We start from the raw sequence: 19,250 nt of genomic DNA on the forward strand, positions 1-19,250 counted from the left end.
GCCCTACGCGGTGTGGACCACCTCTCCCGCCACGACCACCGTCTCGGCGACGGTGCCGAGGATCTCCGGCGGCGGGACGCGCAGGATGTCCCGGGACAGGACCACGAAGTCGGCCGCCTTGCCGACCGTGAGGGAACCCCGCTCCCGGTCGAGGAAGTTGGCGCGGGCGGAGCCCATCGTGTAGCCGTACACCGCCGTCTCCACGTCGACCGTCTCCTGCGGCTGCCACGCCGGGCCGCCGTCCAGGGAGCGGCGGGTGACCGCCGTGTAGATGCCGATCATCGGGTCCATCTCGGCGACGTTCCAGTCGCTGGAGAAGGCGAGCGTCGCCCCCGCCTCGTGCAGGCTGCGCATCGGCCACGCCTTGTGCCAGCGCCCCTCCCCCACGTTCTCGGCCCAGTCCTTGCCGGGACCCGCGATCTCCGGCGCGCAGTGGCGGGGCTGCATGCAGGCGACCACGCCCAGCTCCGCGAAGCGCGGCACGTCCTCGGGGTCGAGGCACTCCACGTGGACGACCTGGTGGCGGGCGTCGCGCGGGCCGTTCAGCGCGCGGGCGTGCGCCACCGCGTCCAGGACGGTACGGATGCCCCGGTCCCCGGTGGCGTGGACGAAGCACTGGAAACCGCGCGCGTCCAGCTTCGCCAACAGGTCCGCGAACTCCTCCGCCGGGTAGAAGGTCTCGCCCCGGTGGCGTCCGCAGCCCGTGTACGGCTCCAGCAGGGCGGCGGTACGGGGTTCCACCACGTCGTCGATGTACAGCTTGAGCGGGCCCACGCGCAGCCGGTCGTCGGCGAAGCGGCGTGCCGCGTCGGCGAACTCGTCCAGGTCGGCGTCGTCCGTGCCGCGCGGGTGGAAGAGCGCGGCGACGACGCGGGAGCGCAGCCTGCCCTCGGCGCGGGCCCGTTCGTACAGCTCCAGGTCGTCGAGGGAGTTCTGCGGTTCCACGACGGTGGTGATGCCGAAGCCGATGGCGTCGTCGAGGCTCTTGGCGAGGCGCCCGTACTGCCGGTCGGGCGAGGCCCAGGGCACGCCCAGCTCGCGCAGGGCCCGGTGGCCGGCGCGGGAGAGGCCCTTGACGGCGAAGTCCTTGACGAAGCCGGTCGGCTCTCCGGTCTCCGGGTCCGTGGCGGCGGTGCCGAAGGGGAGGTCGGTGCGGTCGCGGGTGACGCCGAGGCGGCGCATGGCGGCGGTGTTCAGCCAGGCCGTGTGGACGTCGTACGAGAGGACGATCGCCGGCGTGTCCCCGGTGACGGGGTCCAGGTCGGCCGCGCACGGCATCCGCCCGCCGGGCAGGGCGGAGTAGTCGAAGGCCTCGGCCTCGATCCACTCGGCGTCGGGGTGCTCCACGTGCCAGGCCCATATCCGCTCGTGAATGCCCTCCAGGGTGTGCACCCCGGCCAGCTGCACGCAGTCGGCGTCGGAGCCGAGGCGGACGTGGTTGTGGGCGTCGACGAAGCCGGGCAGGACGAGTCGGCCGCCCGCGTCGAGGCGTTCGGTGTCCGGGCCGGCCCAGGCGTCGGCCTCGGCGTCGGGGCCCACCCAGACGATCAGCCCGTCGCGGACGGCGAGGGCCTGGGCCTCGGGCAGGTCGGGGTCCACGGTGTGGACGCGGGCGCCGGTGAGCAGCAGGTCGGCGGGGAGGGGGTGGTGAGGCATGGGTGGTGCTCCAGGGGTGCCGTGCGGTGTGCGGGGGGCGGTGCGGTGCGGAGGGGCGGGCGGCGCGGGGGTGCGGCGCGGGGGGGTGCGGCGCCGGGCGGGCCTCAGGCGGCCGGGGCGTAGGCGGGTACGCGGCGGCGGGCGAGGGCCCAGTAGACGAGGCCGGAGACGAGCGCGCCGAGCAGGGTGAGGTCGGCGCCGCCGAGCGGGGCGACGAGCGGCCCGGTCCACAGTTCGGAGTCGCAGGTCAGGGCGGCGAAGGTCATGCCGGCGAGCAGGGCGGCCAGGCCGGCCGGGTGGTAGCCGGAGCGGTACCAGTAGGCGCCGGCGGCGCCCGCGTGCAGGGCGTCGGCGTCGTAGTGGCAGCGCCGCAGCAGCATGTCGGCGAGGAAGACGCCGCCCCAGGGCGCGAACACGATGATCAGGAGGGAGAGGAAGGAGAGCAGGGAGGTGGTGAAGTCCGTCAGGAACAGGGCGGCGAGGGAGCCGACCGCGGTGACGGCGGCGCTGATGACGATGGCCCGGGCGCGGCTCCACGGGATGCCGAGGACCTGGAGGTTCAGGCTGGAGGAGTAGAGCGTGATGATCGAGTTGGTGACGGAGCCGCCGAGGACGAGGGCGAGGAACAGCGGCTGGAACCAGCCGGGCAGCAGGCTCTCGGCGCCGGCGACGGCGTCGGTCATGTCGGTCTGGGTGGCGGCGGCGACGCCGGCGACGCCGAGCGCGACGGAGGAGAGGAAGCCGCCGAGGGCGCCGGTCCAGGTGATGGACCTCAGGGTGGTGGTGCGGGGCAGGTAGCGGGTGTAGTCGGCGGGCATGGGCACGTACGAGAACGGCCCGGCGAACATGACCACGAAGGCCAGGCTCCAGCCGGAGAGCCCGGCGGGGGTCGCCGGGGCGGCGGTGTCGGCGCCGGGCAGGACGAACAGGAGCAGGGCGCCGAAGCCGGCGGCGAGGACGTAGGCCATCCAGCGTTCGGCGAACTGCACGGTGGCGTGGCCCCACATGGCGACGGCGAAGGTCAGCGCGAGGGTGAACCCGAGGGCGAGGGCCCGGCCCGTCGTGCCGCCCGGCCCGCCGATCCCGGCGAGGAAGACCTCCAGCGCGAGCGTGCCGACCACGGTGTTGACGATGGTGTAGCCGATGCTCACCACCCAGTTGAGGACACCGGCCGGGAAGTTGCCGCGCACGCCGAAGGCGGCCCGGGAGACGACCAGGGTGGCGGTGCCGGTCCGGATGCCGGCGAGGCCGGCGGCGCTGATGGCGAAGAAGGACAGTCCGCCGATCACGACGACGGCGGTGGCCTGCCAGAAGGAGAGCCCGAAGGCGACGGCGAGGGCGCCGTTGATCACGTAGGTGAAGGTGAGGTTGGAGCCGAACCAGAGCCAGAAGAGGTCCTTGGCGCTGCCGTGGCGTTCGGAGTCGGGGATGGGGTCGATGCCGTGTGTCTCGACCCGGAACACCTCGTCGACGTCGGCTGTCTCCTGCTGCCCCATGACGGACCCCTGACTGTGTGCGCGGTGGGCGAACTGCGATCGGGCCGCGGGTGCACCGCGAGCGATCTTGAACACCGTTCTAAGTTCTTGAATGGCATTCAAGATGAGGGTTCGACGGCGAGCCCGTCAAGACCCTGTCCGGGATAAGGTCGGGCCACGGAGATCCGGAGGGCGGGAGCGGTGGCGGGAGCAGCGCGGCGGCGCGACGGGCGGATCGCCCAGGAGCGGATGCTGGAAGAGGCCATGCGGGCCATCGCCGAGGACGGACTGGCCGCGCTCACCATGTCCGCGCTGGCCGACCGACTCGGCACCAGCGGCGGCCACATCCTGTACTACTTCGGCAGCAAGGACCGGCTCCTGCTGGAGGCCCTGCGCTGGAGCGAGGAACTGCTCACCGCGGAGCGCCGGGCCCTGCTGGCCCGCCGGGTGACGGCGGCGCGCAAGCTCGACCAGTTCATCGAGCTGTACCTGCCGCGGGGCCCCCGCGACCCGCGCTGGACGCTGTGGATCGAGCTGTGGGCGCGCACGGCGTCCAACGAGCCGCTGAAGGCCGCCCAGGAGGAGATCGACGACGGCTGGCGGCGCGATCTGGAGGCGCTGCTGACCCGGGGCGTGGAGCAGGGCCGGCTCGCGCCGGCGGACGTGCCGGCGCGGGCCTCGGAGCTGCTGGCCCTGCTGGACGGCCTGAGCACCCGGGTCGTCCTGGGCCAGCGCGGCGCGGACCGGGCCGGGGCGCTGGAGCGGGCCCGCTCGGCGGCGGCCCTGCTGGTGCCGCCCGCCTGAGGCGCCCGGCCGACCCGCCCCCGCCCCGACCCGGGTACGACGCGACGGCCCGCCCGGAGCCTGAGGACTCCGGGCGGGCCGTCGCGTCGCGCGCGTCGGGGCGGTCAGCGCCCCTCCGTCTGGGCTCCCTCCGCGTTGCCGTAGTAGGCCTGGAGCATCAGCCGGCGCATGTCGTCGATCATCGGCATCCGCGGGTTGGCCGGGGCGCACTGGTCGGCGTAGGCGTTCGCGGTCTGCTGCGGCAGGGCCTCGACGAAGGCGGCCTCGTCGACGCCCTGCTCGGCGAAGGAGGCGGGGATCCCGCAGCGCGTGCGCAGCTCCTCGACGGCCCGGGCGTAGGACTCCACGCCCTCGGCGGCGGTGTCGGCCGGCAGGCCGAGCATGCGGGCGATCTCCTGGAAGCGCTCCGGCGCCCGGTAGACCTCCGCCTTCGGCCACGGGGTGGCCTTGTGCGTGACCGTGCCGTTGTGGCGGATCACGTGCGGCAGCAGGATCGCGTTGGTGCGGCCGTGGGCCACCTTGAAGGTGTTGCCCAGGGTGTGGGCCATGGCGTGCACCAGGCCGAGGAAGGCGTTGGCGAAGGCCATGCCCGCCACCGTCGAGGCGTTGTGCATCTTCTCGCGGGCCTCGGGGTCGTTCGGGCCGTCGACCACGCACCGCTGCAGGTTCTCGAAGATCAGCTTGATCGCCTGGAGGCAGAGCCCGTCCGTGTAGTCGTTGGCGTACGCGGACACGTACGCCTCCGTGGCGTGGGTCAGGGCGTCGAAGCCGGAGTCGGCCGTCACCTCGGGCGGCAGGCCCATCGACAGGACCGGGTCGACGATGGCCACGTTCGGGGTCAACGCGTAGTCGGCGAGCGGGTACTTCTGCGCCGCGACCGGGTCGGAGATGACCGCGAAGGGGGTGACCTCCGAGCCGGTGCCGGAGGTGGTCGGGACGGCGACCAGCCGGGCCTTCTCGCCGAGCGAGGGGAAGGTGTAGGCCCGCTTGCGGATGTCGAAGAACTTCTCCTTCGTGTCGGCGAACTCCACCTCCGGGCGCTCGTACATCAGCCACATGATCTTGGCCGCGTCCATCGGGGAGCCGCCGCCGAGGGCGATGATCGTGTCGGGTCCGAACTCCCGCATCATCGCCGCGCCGGCGCGCACGGTGGCGAGCTCGGGGTTGGGCTCGACGTTGTCGATGACCTGGATGGAGACCGCGCCGGGACGGGAGTTCAGGATGTCGGTGACCCGCTGGACGAAGCCGAGGGAGACCATCGTCTTGTCGGTGACGATCGAGACGCGGCCGATGCCGTCCATCGCCCCCAGGTAGCGAAGGGAGTTGCGCTCGAAGTAGATCTTCGGCGGGACCTTGAACCACTGCATGTTGTTGTTGCGCCGTCCGATCCGCTTGACGTTGATCAGGTTGACCGCGCTGACGTTGTCGGACACCGAGTTGTGGCCGTACGAGCCGCAGCCGAGGGTGAGCGAGGGCAGGAAGGCGTTGTAGACGTCGCCGATGCCGCCGAAGGTGGAGGGCGAGTTGGCGATGACGCGGACCGCCTTGACCCGCCGGCCGAACTCCTCGACGAGTTCCTCGTCCTCGGCGTGGATGGCGGCGCTGTGCCCCAGCCCGTGGAACTCGACCATCCGCGCGGCGAGTTCGAGGCCGTGCCCGGTGTCGTCCGCCTTCAGGACGGCCAGGATCGGGGAGAGCTTCTCGCGGGTGAGCGGTTCGCCCTCGCCGACCTCGTGGCACTCGGCGAGCAGGAGGGAGGTGCCCTCGGGGACCGTGAAGCCGGCCTGCTCGGCGATCCACCGGGCGGACTTGCCGACGACCGCCGCGTTCAGGCGGGCGCCGGAGCAGTCGGCGGCGTGGGCCGTCGTACCGAAGACGTACTGCTCCAGCTTGGTCTTCTCGGCGGCGGTGACCACGTGGGCCCCGAGCCGCTCGAACTCGGCCACGCCGCGTTCGTAGATCTCGGCGTCGAGGATGACGGCCTGCTCGGAGGCGCAGATCATGCCGTTGTCGAAGGTCTTGGAGAGCGCGATGTCGTGGATCGCCCGGCCCAGCCTGGCGCTCTTGTGGACGTACGCCGGGACGTTGCCGGCGCCGACGCCCAGGGCCGGCTTCCCGCAGGAGTAGGCGGCCTTGACCATGGCGTTGCCGCCGGTGGCGAGGATGGTCGAGACGCCCGGGTGGTTCATCAGGGCCGAGGTGGCCTCCATCGAGGGCTCCTCGATCCACTGGACGCAGTCCTCGGGGGCGCCGGCGGCGACGGCGGCGTCGCGCACGGTGCGGGCGGCCTCGACGGAGCAGTTCTGCGCGGAGGGGTGGAAGGCGAAGACGATCGGGTTGCGGGTCTTCAGGGCGATCAGGGCCTTGAAGAGCGTGGTGGAGGTGGGGTTGGTGACGGGAGTCATCGCGCAGATCACGCCCACCGGCTCGGCGATCTCCGTGATGCCGGTGACCTCGTCGCGGCGGATGACGCCCGCGGTCTTCAGTCCGCGCATCGAGTTCACGACGTGCTCGCACGCGAAGAGGTTCTTGACGGCCTTGTCCTCGAACAGGCCGCGGCCGGTCTCCTCCACCGCCAGCCGGGCGAGTTCACCGTGTCGCCCCAGCGCCGCCAGGGAGGCCTTCTTCACGATGTGGTCGACCTGCTCCTGACCCAGCGCCTCGAACCGCTCCAGCGCGCCCAGCGCGCCGCGGACCAGTTCGTCCACCCTCTCGTCGGCCTGCATGACGGGAACTCCTTCATTTCGACCCGGTCCGAACCGGTGACCCGTTTTCCTGATGACTCAATTCGACACCCGAAAGCGGAAGCCGCCCCGCCGAAAAAGCCCTTTCCCGGCGGGCCGAAGGGCCGTTCACACACGTTCACCCGCCTCACAAACCAGCTCTGACCTGCGCAGGAAGATCAGGACCTTGGACCCGCGTGCGCTTGTGAAAACTTTCACAAGAATTCCGGTCGAGTGCGCCCTACCGCATTCCCCCACCCGGGAGCACAATCGGCCTGACGGGTCCGCGTCGTGACGGTCCGCGTCGTGACGGTCCACGTCGACGGACGCGAAGGTCGACGGACGCGAAGGAGGAACGCGTGCGCCGAGACGTGCGCACCGCGGAGGGACGCTCCCTCGTCGCGGAGCGCTGGGGCGACCCGGACGGCAAACCCGTCTTCCTGCTCCACGGCATGCCGGGCAGCCGCCTGGGGCCCGCCCCGCGGGGCATGGTGCTCTACCAGCGGCGCGTGCAGCTCATCGCCTACGACCGGCCCGGCTACGGCGGCTCCGACCGCCATCCCGGCCGCACCGTCGCCGACGTCGCCCGGGAGGTGGCCGCCGTCGCCGACGCCTTCGGCCTGGACACCTTCGCCGTGGCCGGCCGCTCGGGCGGCGGACCCGGCGCCCTGGCCTGCGCCGCACTGCTGCCCGAACGGGTCACGCGGACGGCCGCCCTGGTCCCCCTCGCCCCGAGGGACGCGGAGGACCTCGACTGGTTCGCCGGGATGGCCGCTTCCAACGTGGAGGCGTACAGCACGGCCGGCACCGACCCCGAGCGGCTCGCCGCCCGGATGATCCCCCGGGCCGCCGGCATCCGCCGCGACCCGGGGCGACTGCTGGACGAGCTGCGCCGGGAACTGACCGCGAACGACCGCATGATCGTCTCCGATGCCGGGTTGCGGGCGATGCTGCTGCGCAACTACCGGGAGGGCGTGCGCACCTCCGCGTGGGGGTGGATCGACGACATCCTCGCCTTCAGCGGCCCCTGGGGCTTCGACCCCGCCGACATCCGCTGCCCGGTGCTCATCTGGCACGGGGAGCTCGACGTCTTCTCCCCCGTCGGCCACTCCCGGTGGCTGGGCCGGCGCATCCCCGGCGCCACGACCACCATCGACCCGGCCGCCGCCCACTTCGCGGCGCTGCGCGCGCTGCCCGACGTCCTCACCTGGCTGCTGCGCGAGTCGCCGACCCCGCTGGGCGAACAACAGCCGGTGTAGGGCGCGCCGCCCGGCGGCATCCGCAGGACACGGCTCAGGCGGGTTCGTCGGCGGCGGTGGCGGCGGCCGCCGCCGCCTCGACCAGGGAGCCGAGCGCCGCGGAGAGGCGCTCGCGCGCCGCCGGGTCCGCGATCGTCCCGTCGGCGTCGACCGTACGGGCCTCCACCGGGATCCGCGCGCAGGCGCCGTCCACCACGGCGGCGCCCGTGTAGCCGAGCACCGTGCGCAGGGCGGCCGAGGCGCCCTCGCCCCGGCCCGGGGCCGCCGCGTTCACCCAGGCGACGGGCTTGTCGCCGATCTCGGTGCCCCCGACGGTCCAGTCCAGCAGGTTCTTGAAGGCGCCCGGCAGCGTGCCCGCGTACTCCGGGCAGCAGATCAGCAGCGCGGAGGCCCCGGCGATGGCCTCCCGCAGCCGGGCCACCGGCTCGGGCAACGGGGCGCGGTCGTCATCGGGGTTGAAGTGCGGGAGCCCGCCGAGGCCGTCGTACAGGACGGTGCGCGGCGCCCCGGGGACGCCGGGGGCCAGGGCCTGCGCGGTGCGCAGGACGGACTCGTTGGAGGAGCCGGCGCGCAGGCTTCCGGAGAGCAGGAGGATCACAGGGGGCGTGGTCATCGGCCCAACGTACCCACCGCCGGCACCCCGGGTGCACCGGGCGCCGGCCGCCCGTGCACCCACGCGGAAATGGATCTTGCATTGCGACGAACGGCCGCATGCGCCCTCCCGACGAATCCGCACCTCTTTCCATAGAACGCTTGACCAGGCGTCATGTCTCGGTTGCCAATGGGGTGTGGACGAGTAAAGTCCACGCTTGACAGCAGCGAAGTGTTGATGTCATTCCCTCCCCTTTCACATGGCCTCCCCGAGGACGGTTCCGTGAACACTCCCGCAACCCCCCAGACCAGCGCGGTCAAGGACCGTCCTGTCCCCGTCGCGAAGATCGATTTCCGTAGTGCCTCCGCCGCCGCCGCACTCGGTCGTGTCCTTCCGTCGGAATCCGGTCGTCGCGTTCAGGCACCGATCTTCAACTCCGCGCTCTGACGGCGAAGTCCGCCCCTACACTGGCGGATATGACCGGCCTGATCGCATTTCGCGAGATCGTCCTGAAGGTCCACAGCAGGTGCGACCTCGCTTGTGATCATTGCTACGTCTACGAACACGCAGATCAGAGCTGGCGAGCCCGGCCGAAGGTGATCTCCCCCGGGGTCATTTCCCAGACCGCGTCGCGGCTCGCCGAACACGCGCGTGAGCACGCGCTCCCCTCCGTCACGGTGATCCTCCACGGAGGGGAACCCCTGTTGGCGGGCCCGGACCGACTCCGCCTCGTGTGCGAGGAGTTCGCCCGCGCCCTCGCCGGGACGGCCGCGCTGGACCTGCGCATCCACACCAACGGCCTCCGGCTCGACCGTCGTTTCCTGGACCTCTTCGCCGAGTACGACGTCCGCGTCGGCATCAGCCTCGACGGGGACCGCGTCGCCAACGATCGCCACCGCCGCTTCGCGGACGGCCGCAGCAGCCACCCCCTGGTCCTGGCCGCGGTCGACCTGTTGCGCTCCGCGCCCTACCGCCGCCTCTACCAGGGCCTGTTGTGCACCGTGGACGTGGCCAACGACCCCGTCGCCGTCCTGGACGCGCTGGTCGAACTGGAGCCGCCCCGGGTGGACTTCCTCCTCCCGCACGCCACCTGGCAGACGCCGCCCCCGCGCCCCGACGGCGCCCCCGACGCGTACGCCCGCTGGCTGCTGCGCGTCTTCGACCGCTGGGAGGAGCGGGGCCGGCCGGTGCCCGTACGGCTCTTCGAGTCCCTGCTGTCGACGCTGCGCGGCGGGCCCAGCCTGACGGAGTCCCTCGGGCTCGCGCCGACCGACCTCGTGGTCGTCGAGACCGACGGGACGCTGGAGCAGGTCGACTCCCTCAAGAGCGCCTTCGACGGCGCCGCCGCCACCGGGTTCGACGTGTTCGACCACTCCTTCGACCGGGTCGCCGCCCACCCCGGGGTCCGCGCCCGGCAGCTGGGTCTGGCGGGAGTCAGCGAGACCTGCCGGCGCTGCCCCGTCGTACGTTCGTGCGGCGGCGGGCTGTACACCCACCGCTACCGGGAGGACGGACCCGCCGGGCCCGGCTTCGACCACCCGTCGGTCTACTGCTCCGACCTGCGCGAACTCGTCGACGGGGTCGAGGGCCGCACCGCCTCCCGCGCCACCTCGCCCGAGCTGGCCGACCCGGCCGAGCTGGCCCGGTCCCAGGAGGAGCTGACCCGCGTCCTGCTGGCCCGGCTGGGCGGCGACCTGGCCGCCGACCCGGACTGGGCCCGGGCCTGGGAGCTGCTGGTCGGGATCGAGGAGGCCGGGGAGGCGGGGGCGCGGGCGCTGGCCGCGGTCCTGGAGCACCCCTTCACCCGGACCTGGGTGCTGGAGGCCTTGGAGGGCGTCCGCCGGGGCCGCCCGGACGCCCCCGCGGCGGCCCGCCGGCTCGCCGCGCTGACGGCCGCGGCCGTGCTGCGCGGCGGGCTGGAACCGCGGGCCGAGGTGACCTACCGCGACGGCGAGGTGTACCTGCCGACGCTGGGGCTGCTGCGGCTCGGGGCCCCGGGCACCGACGGCCGGGCGGTCCTGCGCGCCGCCGACGGCGGGTACGCGGCGCGGGACGGGCGCACCGAGCACCGCTTCGGCCCGACGGCGGGGGACGGGCGGTGGCTGCCCGTACGGAGCTGGTCCCCGGGACCCGGTCGCGCCCCGGTGGCGCTGGAGGACCTGGACCCGTACCGCAACTGCTTCGCGCGCCCGGCCCGGCTGCGCCTGGGGGCGGCCGAGGCGGACGCCTGGCGGGGCCGGCTGGACGCGGCCTGGGCCCTGCTGCACCGCACCGTTCCCGGGTTCGCCCGGGAGGCCGCCGCCGGACTGGACACGCTGACCCCGCTGGCCGGGGGCCCCCGCGCGGGGGGTTGGGGCGAGGCCGGACGCCACGGGCCGGGCGCGCTCGGCCTCCCGTACGCCGCCGGGGTCCGCGAGACCGCCCTGGCCCTGCTGACGGGCCGGCGACGGGCCCGGCTGCGGGCCCTGACGGAGGTGGCCGACCTGTACGCGCTGGACGGGGCCTGGCAGCACCCCTCGCCGTGGCGGACCCGCCCGGTGCCGGTGTCGCGGCTGCTGGCCGACGTGCACGAGCGGGTCGCCGTCGAGGCGTACCGGCGGGCGACAGGCACCCACGAGCCGGACGGGGCGGACCGCATCCACCGGGCCCTGGACCGGCTGTCGGAGGCCGCCGAGCTGACGGTGGACGGCAAGCACCTGCTGGCCCGGCTGCGCTGGGAGCTGAAGACGGTGGACGCGTGAGCGGGCCCACCCGGCCCGACCACCCCGCCGGACCGCCGACCGCCGGACCCGTGGCCGGCCCCACCCCCGCCGGACCCGTGGCCGGCTCGGCGTTCGCCCTGGCCGTGCACCTGCGGTCGCTCGGGGTGCGGCCCCGCCGGCCGCTGCTGGTCCACGCCGCCCTCGGCGGCACCGGGCTGCGGGCCGAGGTGCTGCGCGACGCGCTGAGGGGGGTGCTGGGCCCCCACGGCACGCTGGTGGTGCCGACGTTCACCCCGGAGAACTCCCTCACCTCCACCGCCCACCTGGCCCGGGTCGAGGGCCTCACGGAGCCCGAGAGGGCCCTCTTCCGCTCCCGGATGCCCGCCTTCGACCCCGGGCGGACCCCCTCCCAGGGGATGGGCGCGTTCGCCGAGACCGTCCGCACCACCGCCGGGGCCGCGCGCAGCGCGCATCCGCAGACCTCCTTCGCGGCGCTCGGCGCGGACGCCGCGCGGCTGTGCGCGGGCCACCGACGGGAATGCCATCTGGGTGAGGAGTCGCCGCTGGGAAAGCTGTGTTGGGAGGGGGGGCAGGTACTCATGATCAATGTGGGATTTTCGGCCTGCACGGCTTTCCATCTCGCGGAGTATCGAATTCCAAAGCCCCCCTTGCGCATGTACGACTGTGTGGTGAAGGTGAATCTTCCGGGGGGCGATCAGGGGGAGGAGTGGACCGCTTTCGAGGACGTCGCCCTGGACGACGGGGATTTCGCGGAGATCGGCGCGGCCTTCCCGGCTTCACGATTGCGCGGGGGTCGGGTGGCCGGCGTGCCCGCGACCCTCTTCTCGATCGCGGACGCGGTGGATCACGCCCTCGATTGGATGACCGAAAACAGACGCTGATTGACTGAACGAGGAGGGGATGTGGCGAAGCGGCTCCGGAATGATGTTCCTTCGCTCGCATCTTCGGGACGGGGGTCGTGTGCCCGCATCAGTGCAGCCGTATTTCTTTCTCAGTTACGCGCATACGCCGAGGTTCGGGGCCGGGGGCCCCGATCCCGACATGTGGGTCGAGCGCCTCTTCCGGGACCTGTGCAGCCACGTCATGGCACTGACGGACCTGCCCGCCGGGTCCGAGGCCGGATTCATGGACCGGGAGATACGCAGCGGCGAGGGCTGGTCGGAACGGCTGGCGGCGGCGCTCGCCACCTGCCGGGTCTTCGTCCCCCTGTTCTCGCCGCGCTACTTCGCCAGTGAGATGTGCGGCAAGGAGTGGTTCGCCTTCGCGCAGCGGGCCATCCACCAGGGGGCGGTCAGCAACCAGCCGGCCGAGGCCATCGTGCCCGCCCTGTGGGTTCCGGTCCCGCCCACCCAACTCCCCGGACCCGCAGAGCGGTTGCAGTTCAACCACAACACCTTCGGCGAGCGCTACGTCACCGACGGGCTGTACGGCCTGATCAAACTGCGCAGCTACGCCGAACAGTACGAGCGGGCCGTGTACGAGCTGGCCAAACGCATCGTGCGGGTCGCCGAGACCGTACGCCTGGAACCCGTCCGGCCGGTGGACTACCGGACGGTGCCCAGCGCCTTCGGCCCCTCCGCGGGGCACGGCTCCCGGCACGGCGGACCCGGCGGAGGGACGGCCCGCACCCTGCACGTGACCGTCGCCGCCGCCTCCCGGCACGACCTGCCGGAGGGGCGCAGCCCCGAGTACTACGGGGAGAGCGCGCTCGACTGGAACCCGTACCATCCCGTCTCCCAGCGGCCGATCGCCTACGTCGCCGAGGAACTGGTCAAGAACCTCAACTACCGCACGACGATGTCCTCCTTCGACGACGAGGCCGGCCACTTCGACGGCAAGCAGCCGCCCACCCGGCCCGAGATCCTGATCGTGGACCGCTGGGCCGTGGAGGACGAGCAGCGCCGCCGCCGACTGGCCGCCTTCGACCAGGAGTCCCGTCCGTGGATCAACGTGGTCGTGCCCTGGAACCGCTACGACCACCAGAGCAAGGCCAAGGAGGACGAGCTGGCCCGCCGGCTGGAGGAGACCCTGCCGGTCAAGATGGGCCAGGGCCGGGCCGCCTGCCGGGCCGCCGCCAACGGCGTGGCCAACATGGAGACCCTCGGGCAGATCCTGCCGCAGGTCGTCGAGGCGGCGGCGCAACAGTTCCTCAGACACGCCCAGGTGTACCTGCCGGCGGGCAACACGCACACCGAACGCCCGCGCCTGCTCGGGCCGATGGGGATGAACGGGCCGCCCGCGCCGCCCGTCCCCTTCCCGCCCGACACGCTCCGGGAGCCGGGCGGGCACCGGGGCCGCCCCGGGCGCGGCGGACCCGAACGGACCGACGACAGCAGCCACAACGACCGGGGGGACGCGGATGACAGCGAGTCGTGACAACCGAGACGGACGGATCGTCACCTTCTACTCGTACAAGGGCGGCACGGGCCGCACGATGGCGCTGGCCAACACCGCCTGGATCCTGGCCGCCAACGGCAAGCGGGTCCTCGCCCTGGACTGGGACCTGGAGGCCCCCGGCCTGCACCGCTTCTTCCACCCCTTCCTGGACCCCTCCACGCTCGGCGCCACCACCGGCGTCATCGACCTGATCAGCGAGTACGCGTGGGCCGCGACCAGCCCCGTGCAGCGCGCCGACGACTGGCACAAGGACTACGCCCGGATCCAGCCGCACGCCGTCTCCCTGACCCCGGAGAACCTGGGCTGGCAGTTCCCGGACGGCGGCACCCTGGACTTCGTCTCCGCGGGCCGGCAGAACCGCGAGTACTCGGCGACCGTGTCCACCTTCGACTGGGACAACTTCTACGACCGCCTCGGCGGGGGCCTCTTCTTCGACGCCCTGCGGGCCGACATGAAGCGGAACTACGACTACGTGCTGATCGACAGCCGCACCGGACTGTCCGACATCGCCGACATCTGCACCGTCCACCTCCCCGACGTGCTCGTCGACTGCTTCACCCTGTCCGACCAGTCCATCGACGGCGCCGCCTCCGTGGCGCGGCAGATCGACGACCGGTTCAACGACCGCGGCATCAAGATCTACCCGGTGCCGATGCGCATCGACGAGGGCGAGAAGGAGAAGGCCGACGCGGGCCGGGCCCTGGCCCGCATCAAGTTCGACCGCTTCCCGAACGGCCTGGTCGGCGACGAGCTCACCTCCTACTGGGGCGCGGTGGAGATCCCCTACCGGCCCTACTACGCCTACGAGGAGACGCTGGCCACCTTCGGCGACGAGGCCGGGCTCACCAACTCCCTGCTCTCCGCCTTCGAGCGGCTGACCGCCGTGGTCACGGAGGGCGAGGTCACCTCCATGCCCGTCATCGGCGACGAGGTGCGGCTGCGGATCCGGGACGCGTTCACCCGCCGCCGCCCCGCGCTGCCCGCCGACCTGTTCCTCTCCTACGTCGCCGAGAACCGAATGTGGGCCGACTGGATCGAGTCGGTGCTGACCCGGGCCGGGTTCCGCGTCGTCCCCAAGGACGTCTCCGCCGAGCGGCCGGCGCCCACCGGCCCCGGCGACACCCTGGGCGGGGGGACGGGCGTCGCCGTCGACACCGCCGCCCGGACCGTGGTGCTGCTCTCCAGCGCCTACCTGAAGTCGGCGCGGGCCGTCGACGTGTGGAACCGGGCCGCCGCCGAGGACCCGACCGGGGGCCGCCGGCAGCTCGTGGCGCTGCGCGTGGGCGACGTACGCCTGGCCACCCCCTACATCGACCGCAACCCGGTCGACCTGTTCCGCCTCGACGAGGTCCACGCCACCACGGCCCTGCTGCGGGCGGTGGAGCGCCCGGCGGCCCTGCCGGACACCGTCGCCGGCGCCCACGGGCCGGGCCCGCGCTTCCCCGGCACGGTGCCGAAGATCTGGAACGCGCCGCCCCGCAACCCCGGCTTCACCGGGCGCGGCATCGTGCTGGAGCGGATGCGCGACCAGTTGGGCGGCGGCATGGCCGTGGTGCTGCCGCAGCCGCAGACCTTGTACGGGCTCGGGGGCGTCGGCAAGACGCAGGTCGCCCTGGAGTACGTGCACCGGTTCATGGCCGACTACGACCTGGTCTGGTGGATCTCCTCGGAGCAGACCGACGACGTGGTGGCGGCCCTCGCGGAGTTGGCCGTACGGCTGGGCGCGCAGACCGGCGAGGACATGTCGGCGGCCTCCCAGGAGGCGATCGACCTGCTGCGGCGCGGGGTCCCGACCTCGCGCTGGCTGCTGGTCTTCGACAACGCCGACGATCCCGAGGCGCTCAAGCGGTTCTTCCCGCCGAGCGGCCCCGGGCACGTGCTGGTGACCTCCCGCAACCAGTCCTGGTCGCAGTACGGGGACGCGCTGCCGGTGGACGTGTTCCTGCGCGAGGAGTCGATCGAGCACCTCCAGCGGCGGGCCCCGGGGCTGACCGACGAGGACGCCGAGCAGGTGGCCGTCGCGGTGGGCGACCTGCCGCTGGCCGTCGAGCAGGCGGGTGCCTGGATCGCGGAGACGGCGACGCCGGTGTCCGCTTACCTGGAGCAGTTGGACCGGCAGACGGCCGGCGTGCTCAGCCTGAACCAGCCGCCCGGGTACCCGCAGCCGGTCGCGGCGACGTGGAACGTGTCGATCGAGCGGCTCCAGTCCCGCTCCCCCGCCGCCGTGCGGCTCCTGCAGCTGTGCGCCTTCTTCGCGCCCGAGCCGATCTCCGCGAACCTCCTGTACAGCAAGGAGATGATCGACGCGCTCAAGCCCTACGACTCCTCCCTCCAGGAGAAGCTGGTGCTGGGCCGGGTGATCCGGGAGATCGGCCGTTTCGCGATGGCCAAGGTGGACCAGGTCGGCAACAGCATCCAGGTGCACCGGCTGGTGCAGGCCGTCATCCGGGCGCAGCTGTCGGAGGAGGAGCAGCGCGAGGCGCGGCACGCGGTGCACCGGATCCTGGCGGGTGCCCGGCCCGACGACGACGAGCCGATAGACAACCCGGAGACCTGGCCGCGGTTCAACACGATCTGGCCGCACCTCAGTCCGTCCGAGGCCCGGTTCTGCAAGGAGCCGGAGACCCGCCGGCTGTTGATCGACCGGGTGCGCTACCTGTGGAAGCGCGGCGACTTCAAGGCGGCGTACGCGCTGGGCGAGGAGCTGCGCGAGTCCTGGCGGGAGCTGCTCGGCAGTGACGACCTCCAGTACCTGTACCTGCGCTTCCACCTCTCCAACATCCTGCGCTCGCAGGGCCGCTTCGTGGAGGCGAAGGAGCTGGACGAGGTCACGCTGGAGCGCCAGCGGGCCGCGCTCGGGCCCTCGCACCCGCACACGTACATGACCACGAGCGGTCTGGCGATGGACCTGGGCGCGCTGGGCCGGTACGGGGAGGCGATGGAGCTGGCGACGGCCGCGCACGAGGGCTTCGGGCAGATCTTCCACGAGGCGCACCCGCGCACCCTGGCCGCCGCGAACAACCTGGCGCTGAACCTGCGCATGATCGGGCAGTACGCGCGCGCCCGGGAGATCGACCAGGAGGTCTTCGACCGGCGGACGGAGGTCCTGGGCCCCGACCACCCGTACACCCTGTCCTCGGCGCAGAACCTGGCCCGGGACCTGCGGGAGGTGGGGCGCTACGACGACTCGGTGCAACTGCTGAGCCGGACCTACGAGATCTACAAGCGGCAGCTGGGCCGGGCCTTCCCCGGCACGCTGTCGGCGGCGAAGAACCTCGCGGTGTCGCTGCGGCGGGCCGGGGAGCTGGAGGACGCCCTGCGGCTGACGACGGCGACCCGCAACCGCTACCGGGCCAAGTACACCTCGGTCAACCCGGACCTGCTGGCCTGCGAGCTCAACCTGGCCGCGGACCTGTTCGCGACCGGGGAGGCGGGCGCGGCGCGGGACCTGGCGCAGGAGGTGGTGGACGAGTACGTGAAGGTCCCGGGCGAGCGGCACCCGTACACCTTGGCCGCGGTGAACAACCTGGCGGTGTTCCACTGGGGCACGGGCGCCGCGGAGACGGCGGAGCCGATGCTGCGCCACACGATCCGCGCGATGCGCGAGGTCCTGGGCGACCAGCACCCGCACACCATCTTCGCCCATCTGAACCTGGCGAACGCGCGCGCCGACCTCGGTGACCCGGAGGGTGCGCTGGAGCTGGAGCGGGTCGCGGTGCGGCGGCTGCGCGAGGCCCTCGGGGCGCACCACCCGGAGACGCTGGCGAGCGCGTCGAACATGGCGGTGAGCCTGGACATGTTGGGCCGCAAGGAGGAGGCGGCCCGGGTGCGGGCGGAGACGGTGTCGGAACTGACCCGGCTCCTCGGGGAGGACCACGGTCTGACCAGGTACGCGCGCGACGAGCGGCGGGTCCACCGGGACCTGGAGCCGCTGGCGGTGTGATCCGTCCGGTCGGCGGGGCCCGCGGTGCCCCGCCGACCGGTCGGCGGACGGCCGGACAGCGGAAGGCCGGACGGCGGTGGGCGCCGGACGGCGGAAGGCCCGACAGCACCTTGGGGGCGCTGTGAGCGACAGCATGACCTTGTCCAACGAGGACCTGCCGGTCCTCTTCCACCACACCGACCGGGCGGCGATCTCCCGGCAGCGGGAGTCGACGCAGGCCACCCGTGCGCAACTGACGCTGCTGGTCGTGGCGGCGGGGGCGGCGGCCCTGCCCACCGGAGCCTCGGCGGGTCCGGTGCGCCTGTTCGGGGCGCTGAGCGCGCTGGCGTACGCGGGGGTGCTGGCGGTGGGGTTGCGGGCCGGCCGGCGCCGGGCGCGTCCGCAGTGGCAGCTCAACCGGAGCGCCGCCGAGTTCATCAAGTCGCTGGCCTGGCGGTACGCGGTGCACGGGGCGCCCTTCGGGGAGGCCGAAGCCGGGGCGGCGGAGCTGTACCGGACGCGCCTGGAGGCGGGGCTGGCGGAACTGCGCAAGATGGGGTGGCAGGACCCGCGCGCGGCGGGACTGGTGCCGCAGGGGGCGGAGATCACGGGGGCCATGGAGCGGCTGCGCGGCCGGGACTACCACGTGCGGCGCGAGACGTACGTCCGGGACCGGCTCATCGAGCAGCGGAACTGGTACCGGCGCAGGACGGAGGGGTCGCGGCGGTCGACGGCGCTGTGGTCGTGGGCGATCGTCCTGCTGACCTGTCTGGCGCTGGTGTTCGCCCTGTTCGAGGCCTTCGGGTCGGGTCCGGGGGCGCGGGTGACGGCGCTGCTGAGCGCGGCGGCGGCGGCCGGGATCGCCTGGAACGAGGTGCGGCGCCACCATCCGCTGATCGAGGCGCACACGCTGATCGAGCAGGACCTGGCGGCGATGATGGTGGTGATGCAGACGACGATCACGGAGGCGCAGTGGCCGGCCGCCGTCTACGAGACGGAGCGGTACGTCTCCCCGCAGCACACGGACTGGTTGGCCCGGCACAGCAGTTGAGGCGGTGCGGGGGGCGCGGCTCGGCCGCGGCACGACGGGCTCGGCCGCGGCACGACGGGCTCGGCCGTGGCCCGACGGGCTCAGTCGCGGGTCACGCCCTCGCGCCAGATGACGGTGACGGGCTTGCCGAGGCCCCGGGCGTAGGCGACGATCTCGGCGGTGCCGCCGTGCCCGCGGGCCGGGAGGCCGTCCCAGACGGCGACGAGCCGGTCGCAGGAGTCGGCGATGTAGGTACCGGCCGCGTAGTAGGCCTCGTCCGTGGAGCGGTCGAAGGCCATCCGGACCTCCTGGGTGGCGCGCCGCAGCAGTCGCCGGTAGCCGGCGAGGGCGTCGGGGTCCTCGAAGGTCCGCTCGTAGTCCCCGCTGGGGATGACGACGGTGAGGTCGGCGCCGCATTCCAGGGCGAGGTCGGCGAAGAGTTGGTCGGCGCCGTCGGCCAGGCTGGAGAAGGCCTCCAGCGGTCCCCGGTGGTCGCCCAGTACGGCGCGCAGCGCCTCGCGCACGTGCTCCAGCGCCTCGTCCGGGATCGAGCGGTGGCCGGTGACGCCGATGCGTTTCATGCGCAAGCCCTTCCCCGTGGACACCCTGGACATCCTCCCAGAAGCCGGGAGGACGTCCAGAGGTGCCGCGAGGGGCCGGCAGGGCCAG

The 19,250-nt window shown here is 73.0% G+C and carries 12 protein-coding genes; 7 read left to right on the forward strand and 5 right to left on the reverse strand.

The features are described 5' to 3' along the window. Window positions 1–3: 3 nt before the first annotated feature. Both ACZ6ZI_RS19660 and ACZ6ZI_RS19665 read right to left on the reverse strand, forming a co-directional pair. A complete protein-coding gene (locus ACZ6ZI_RS19660) occupies window positions 4–1,656 on the reverse strand; it encodes an amidohydrolase (RefSeq protein ID WP_469522297.1) in 1,653 nt (550 codons plus the stop codon). A 104-nt stretch (window positions 1,657–1,760) separates the two neighbouring features. Further along, window positions 1,761–3,152: a purine-cytosine permease family protein gene (locus tag ACZ6ZI_RS19665; protein WP_469522300.1), complete on the reverse strand. Its 1,392-nt coding sequence runs from the start codon at window positions 3,150–3,152 to the stop codon at window positions 1,761–1,763. A gap of 180 nt (window positions 3,153–3,332) precedes the next feature. On the opposite strand from ACZ6ZI_RS19665, the gene ACZ6ZI_RS19670 reads away from it, so the two are divergent. After that, a complete protein-coding gene (locus ACZ6ZI_RS19670; protein ID WP_469522302.1) occupies window positions 3,333–3,935 on the forward strand; it encodes a TetR/AcrR family transcriptional regulator in 603 nt (200 codons plus the stop codon). Between the two features lie 104 nt (window positions 3,936–4,039). On the opposite strand, the gene adhE is transcribed toward ACZ6ZI_RS19670, so the two are convergent. Next, a complete protein-coding gene (gene adhE, locus ACZ6ZI_RS19675; RefSeq protein ID WP_469522304.1) occupies window positions 4,040–6,661 on the reverse strand; it encodes a bifunctional acetaldehyde-CoA/alcohol dehydrogenase in 2,622 nt (873 codons plus the stop codon). 356 nt (window positions 6,662–7,017) lie between these two features. Here adhE and ACZ6ZI_RS19680 point away from each other — a divergent pair, with 356 nt between their 5' ends. Further along, window positions 7,018–7,917, forward strand: a complete 900-nt coding sequence (locus ACZ6ZI_RS19680; RefSeq protein ID WP_469522307.1) for an alpha/beta fold hydrolase — start codon at window positions 7,018–7,020, stop codon at window positions 7,915–7,917. A gap of 34 nt (window positions 7,918–7,951) precedes the next feature. On the opposite strand, the gene ACZ6ZI_RS19685 is transcribed toward ACZ6ZI_RS19680, so the two are convergent. Further along, the gene (locus tag ACZ6ZI_RS19685; protein ID WP_469522309.1) at window positions 7,952–8,530 is read right to left on the reverse strand and encodes an NADPH-dependent FMN reductase; all 579 of its coding nucleotides are present in this window, start codon (window positions 8,528–8,530) and stop codon (window positions 7,952–7,954) included. A 455-nt stretch (window positions 8,531–8,985) separates the two neighbouring features. Between ACZ6ZI_RS19685 and fxsBH the strand changes: the two genes are divergently transcribed. From fxsBH to ACZ6ZI_RS19710, 5 genes are all read left to right on the forward strand, one after another. Next, window positions 8,986–11,250, forward strand: coding sequence for a radical SAM/SPASM protein FxsBH, inactivated beta-hydroxylase extension form (gene fxsBH, locus ACZ6ZI_RS19690; protein WP_469522310.1), 2,265 nt, complete (start codon window positions 8,986–8,988; stop codon window positions 11,248–11,250). Beyond that, the gene (locus ACZ6ZI_RS19695) at window positions 11,247–12,113 is read left to right on the forward strand and encodes an AAC(3) family N-acetyltransferase (protein ID WP_469522313.1); all 867 of its coding nucleotides are present in this window, start codon (window positions 11,247–11,249) and stop codon (window positions 12,111–12,113) included. The genes fxsBH and ACZ6ZI_RS19695 overlap by 4 nt, the downstream gene beginning before the upstream one ends. A gap of 43 nt (window positions 12,114–12,156) precedes the next feature. Then, a complete protein-coding gene (locus ACZ6ZI_RS19700) occupies window positions 12,157–13,608 on the forward strand; it encodes a TIR-like protein FxsC (RefSeq protein ID WP_469522456.1) in 1,452 nt (483 codons plus the stop codon). Continuing rightward, window positions 13,592–17,572 carry an FxSxx-COOH system tetratricopeptide repeat protein gene (fxsT, locus tag ACZ6ZI_RS19705; RefSeq protein WP_469522315.1) on the forward strand — a complete coding sequence of 1,327 codons (3,981 nt, stop codon included), beginning with the start codon at window positions 13,592–13,594 and terminating at the stop codon, window positions 17,570–17,572. Before ACZ6ZI_RS19700 ends, fxsT begins: the two co-directional genes overlap by 17 nt. Before the next feature lie 133 nt (window positions 17,573–17,705). Further along, entirely contained in the window at window positions 17,706–18,602 is an 897-nt protein-coding gene (locus tag ACZ6ZI_RS19710; protein ID WP_469522317.1) for a DUF4231 domain-containing protein, read from the forward strand. Between the two features lie 80 nt (window positions 18,603–18,682). Here ACZ6ZI_RS19710 and ACZ6ZI_RS19715 read toward each other — a convergent pair whose 3' ends face one another. Further along, window positions 18,683–19,162 (reverse strand): hypothetical protein, encoded by a 480-nt coding sequence (locus ACZ6ZI_RS19715; RefSeq protein ID WP_469522319.1) that lies wholly within the window; start codon window positions 19,160–19,162, stop codon window positions 18,683–18,685. Window positions 19,163–19,250 lie beyond the last annotated feature (88 nt).

This window comes from Streptomyces sp. NPDC103540 (assembly GCF_055584445.1).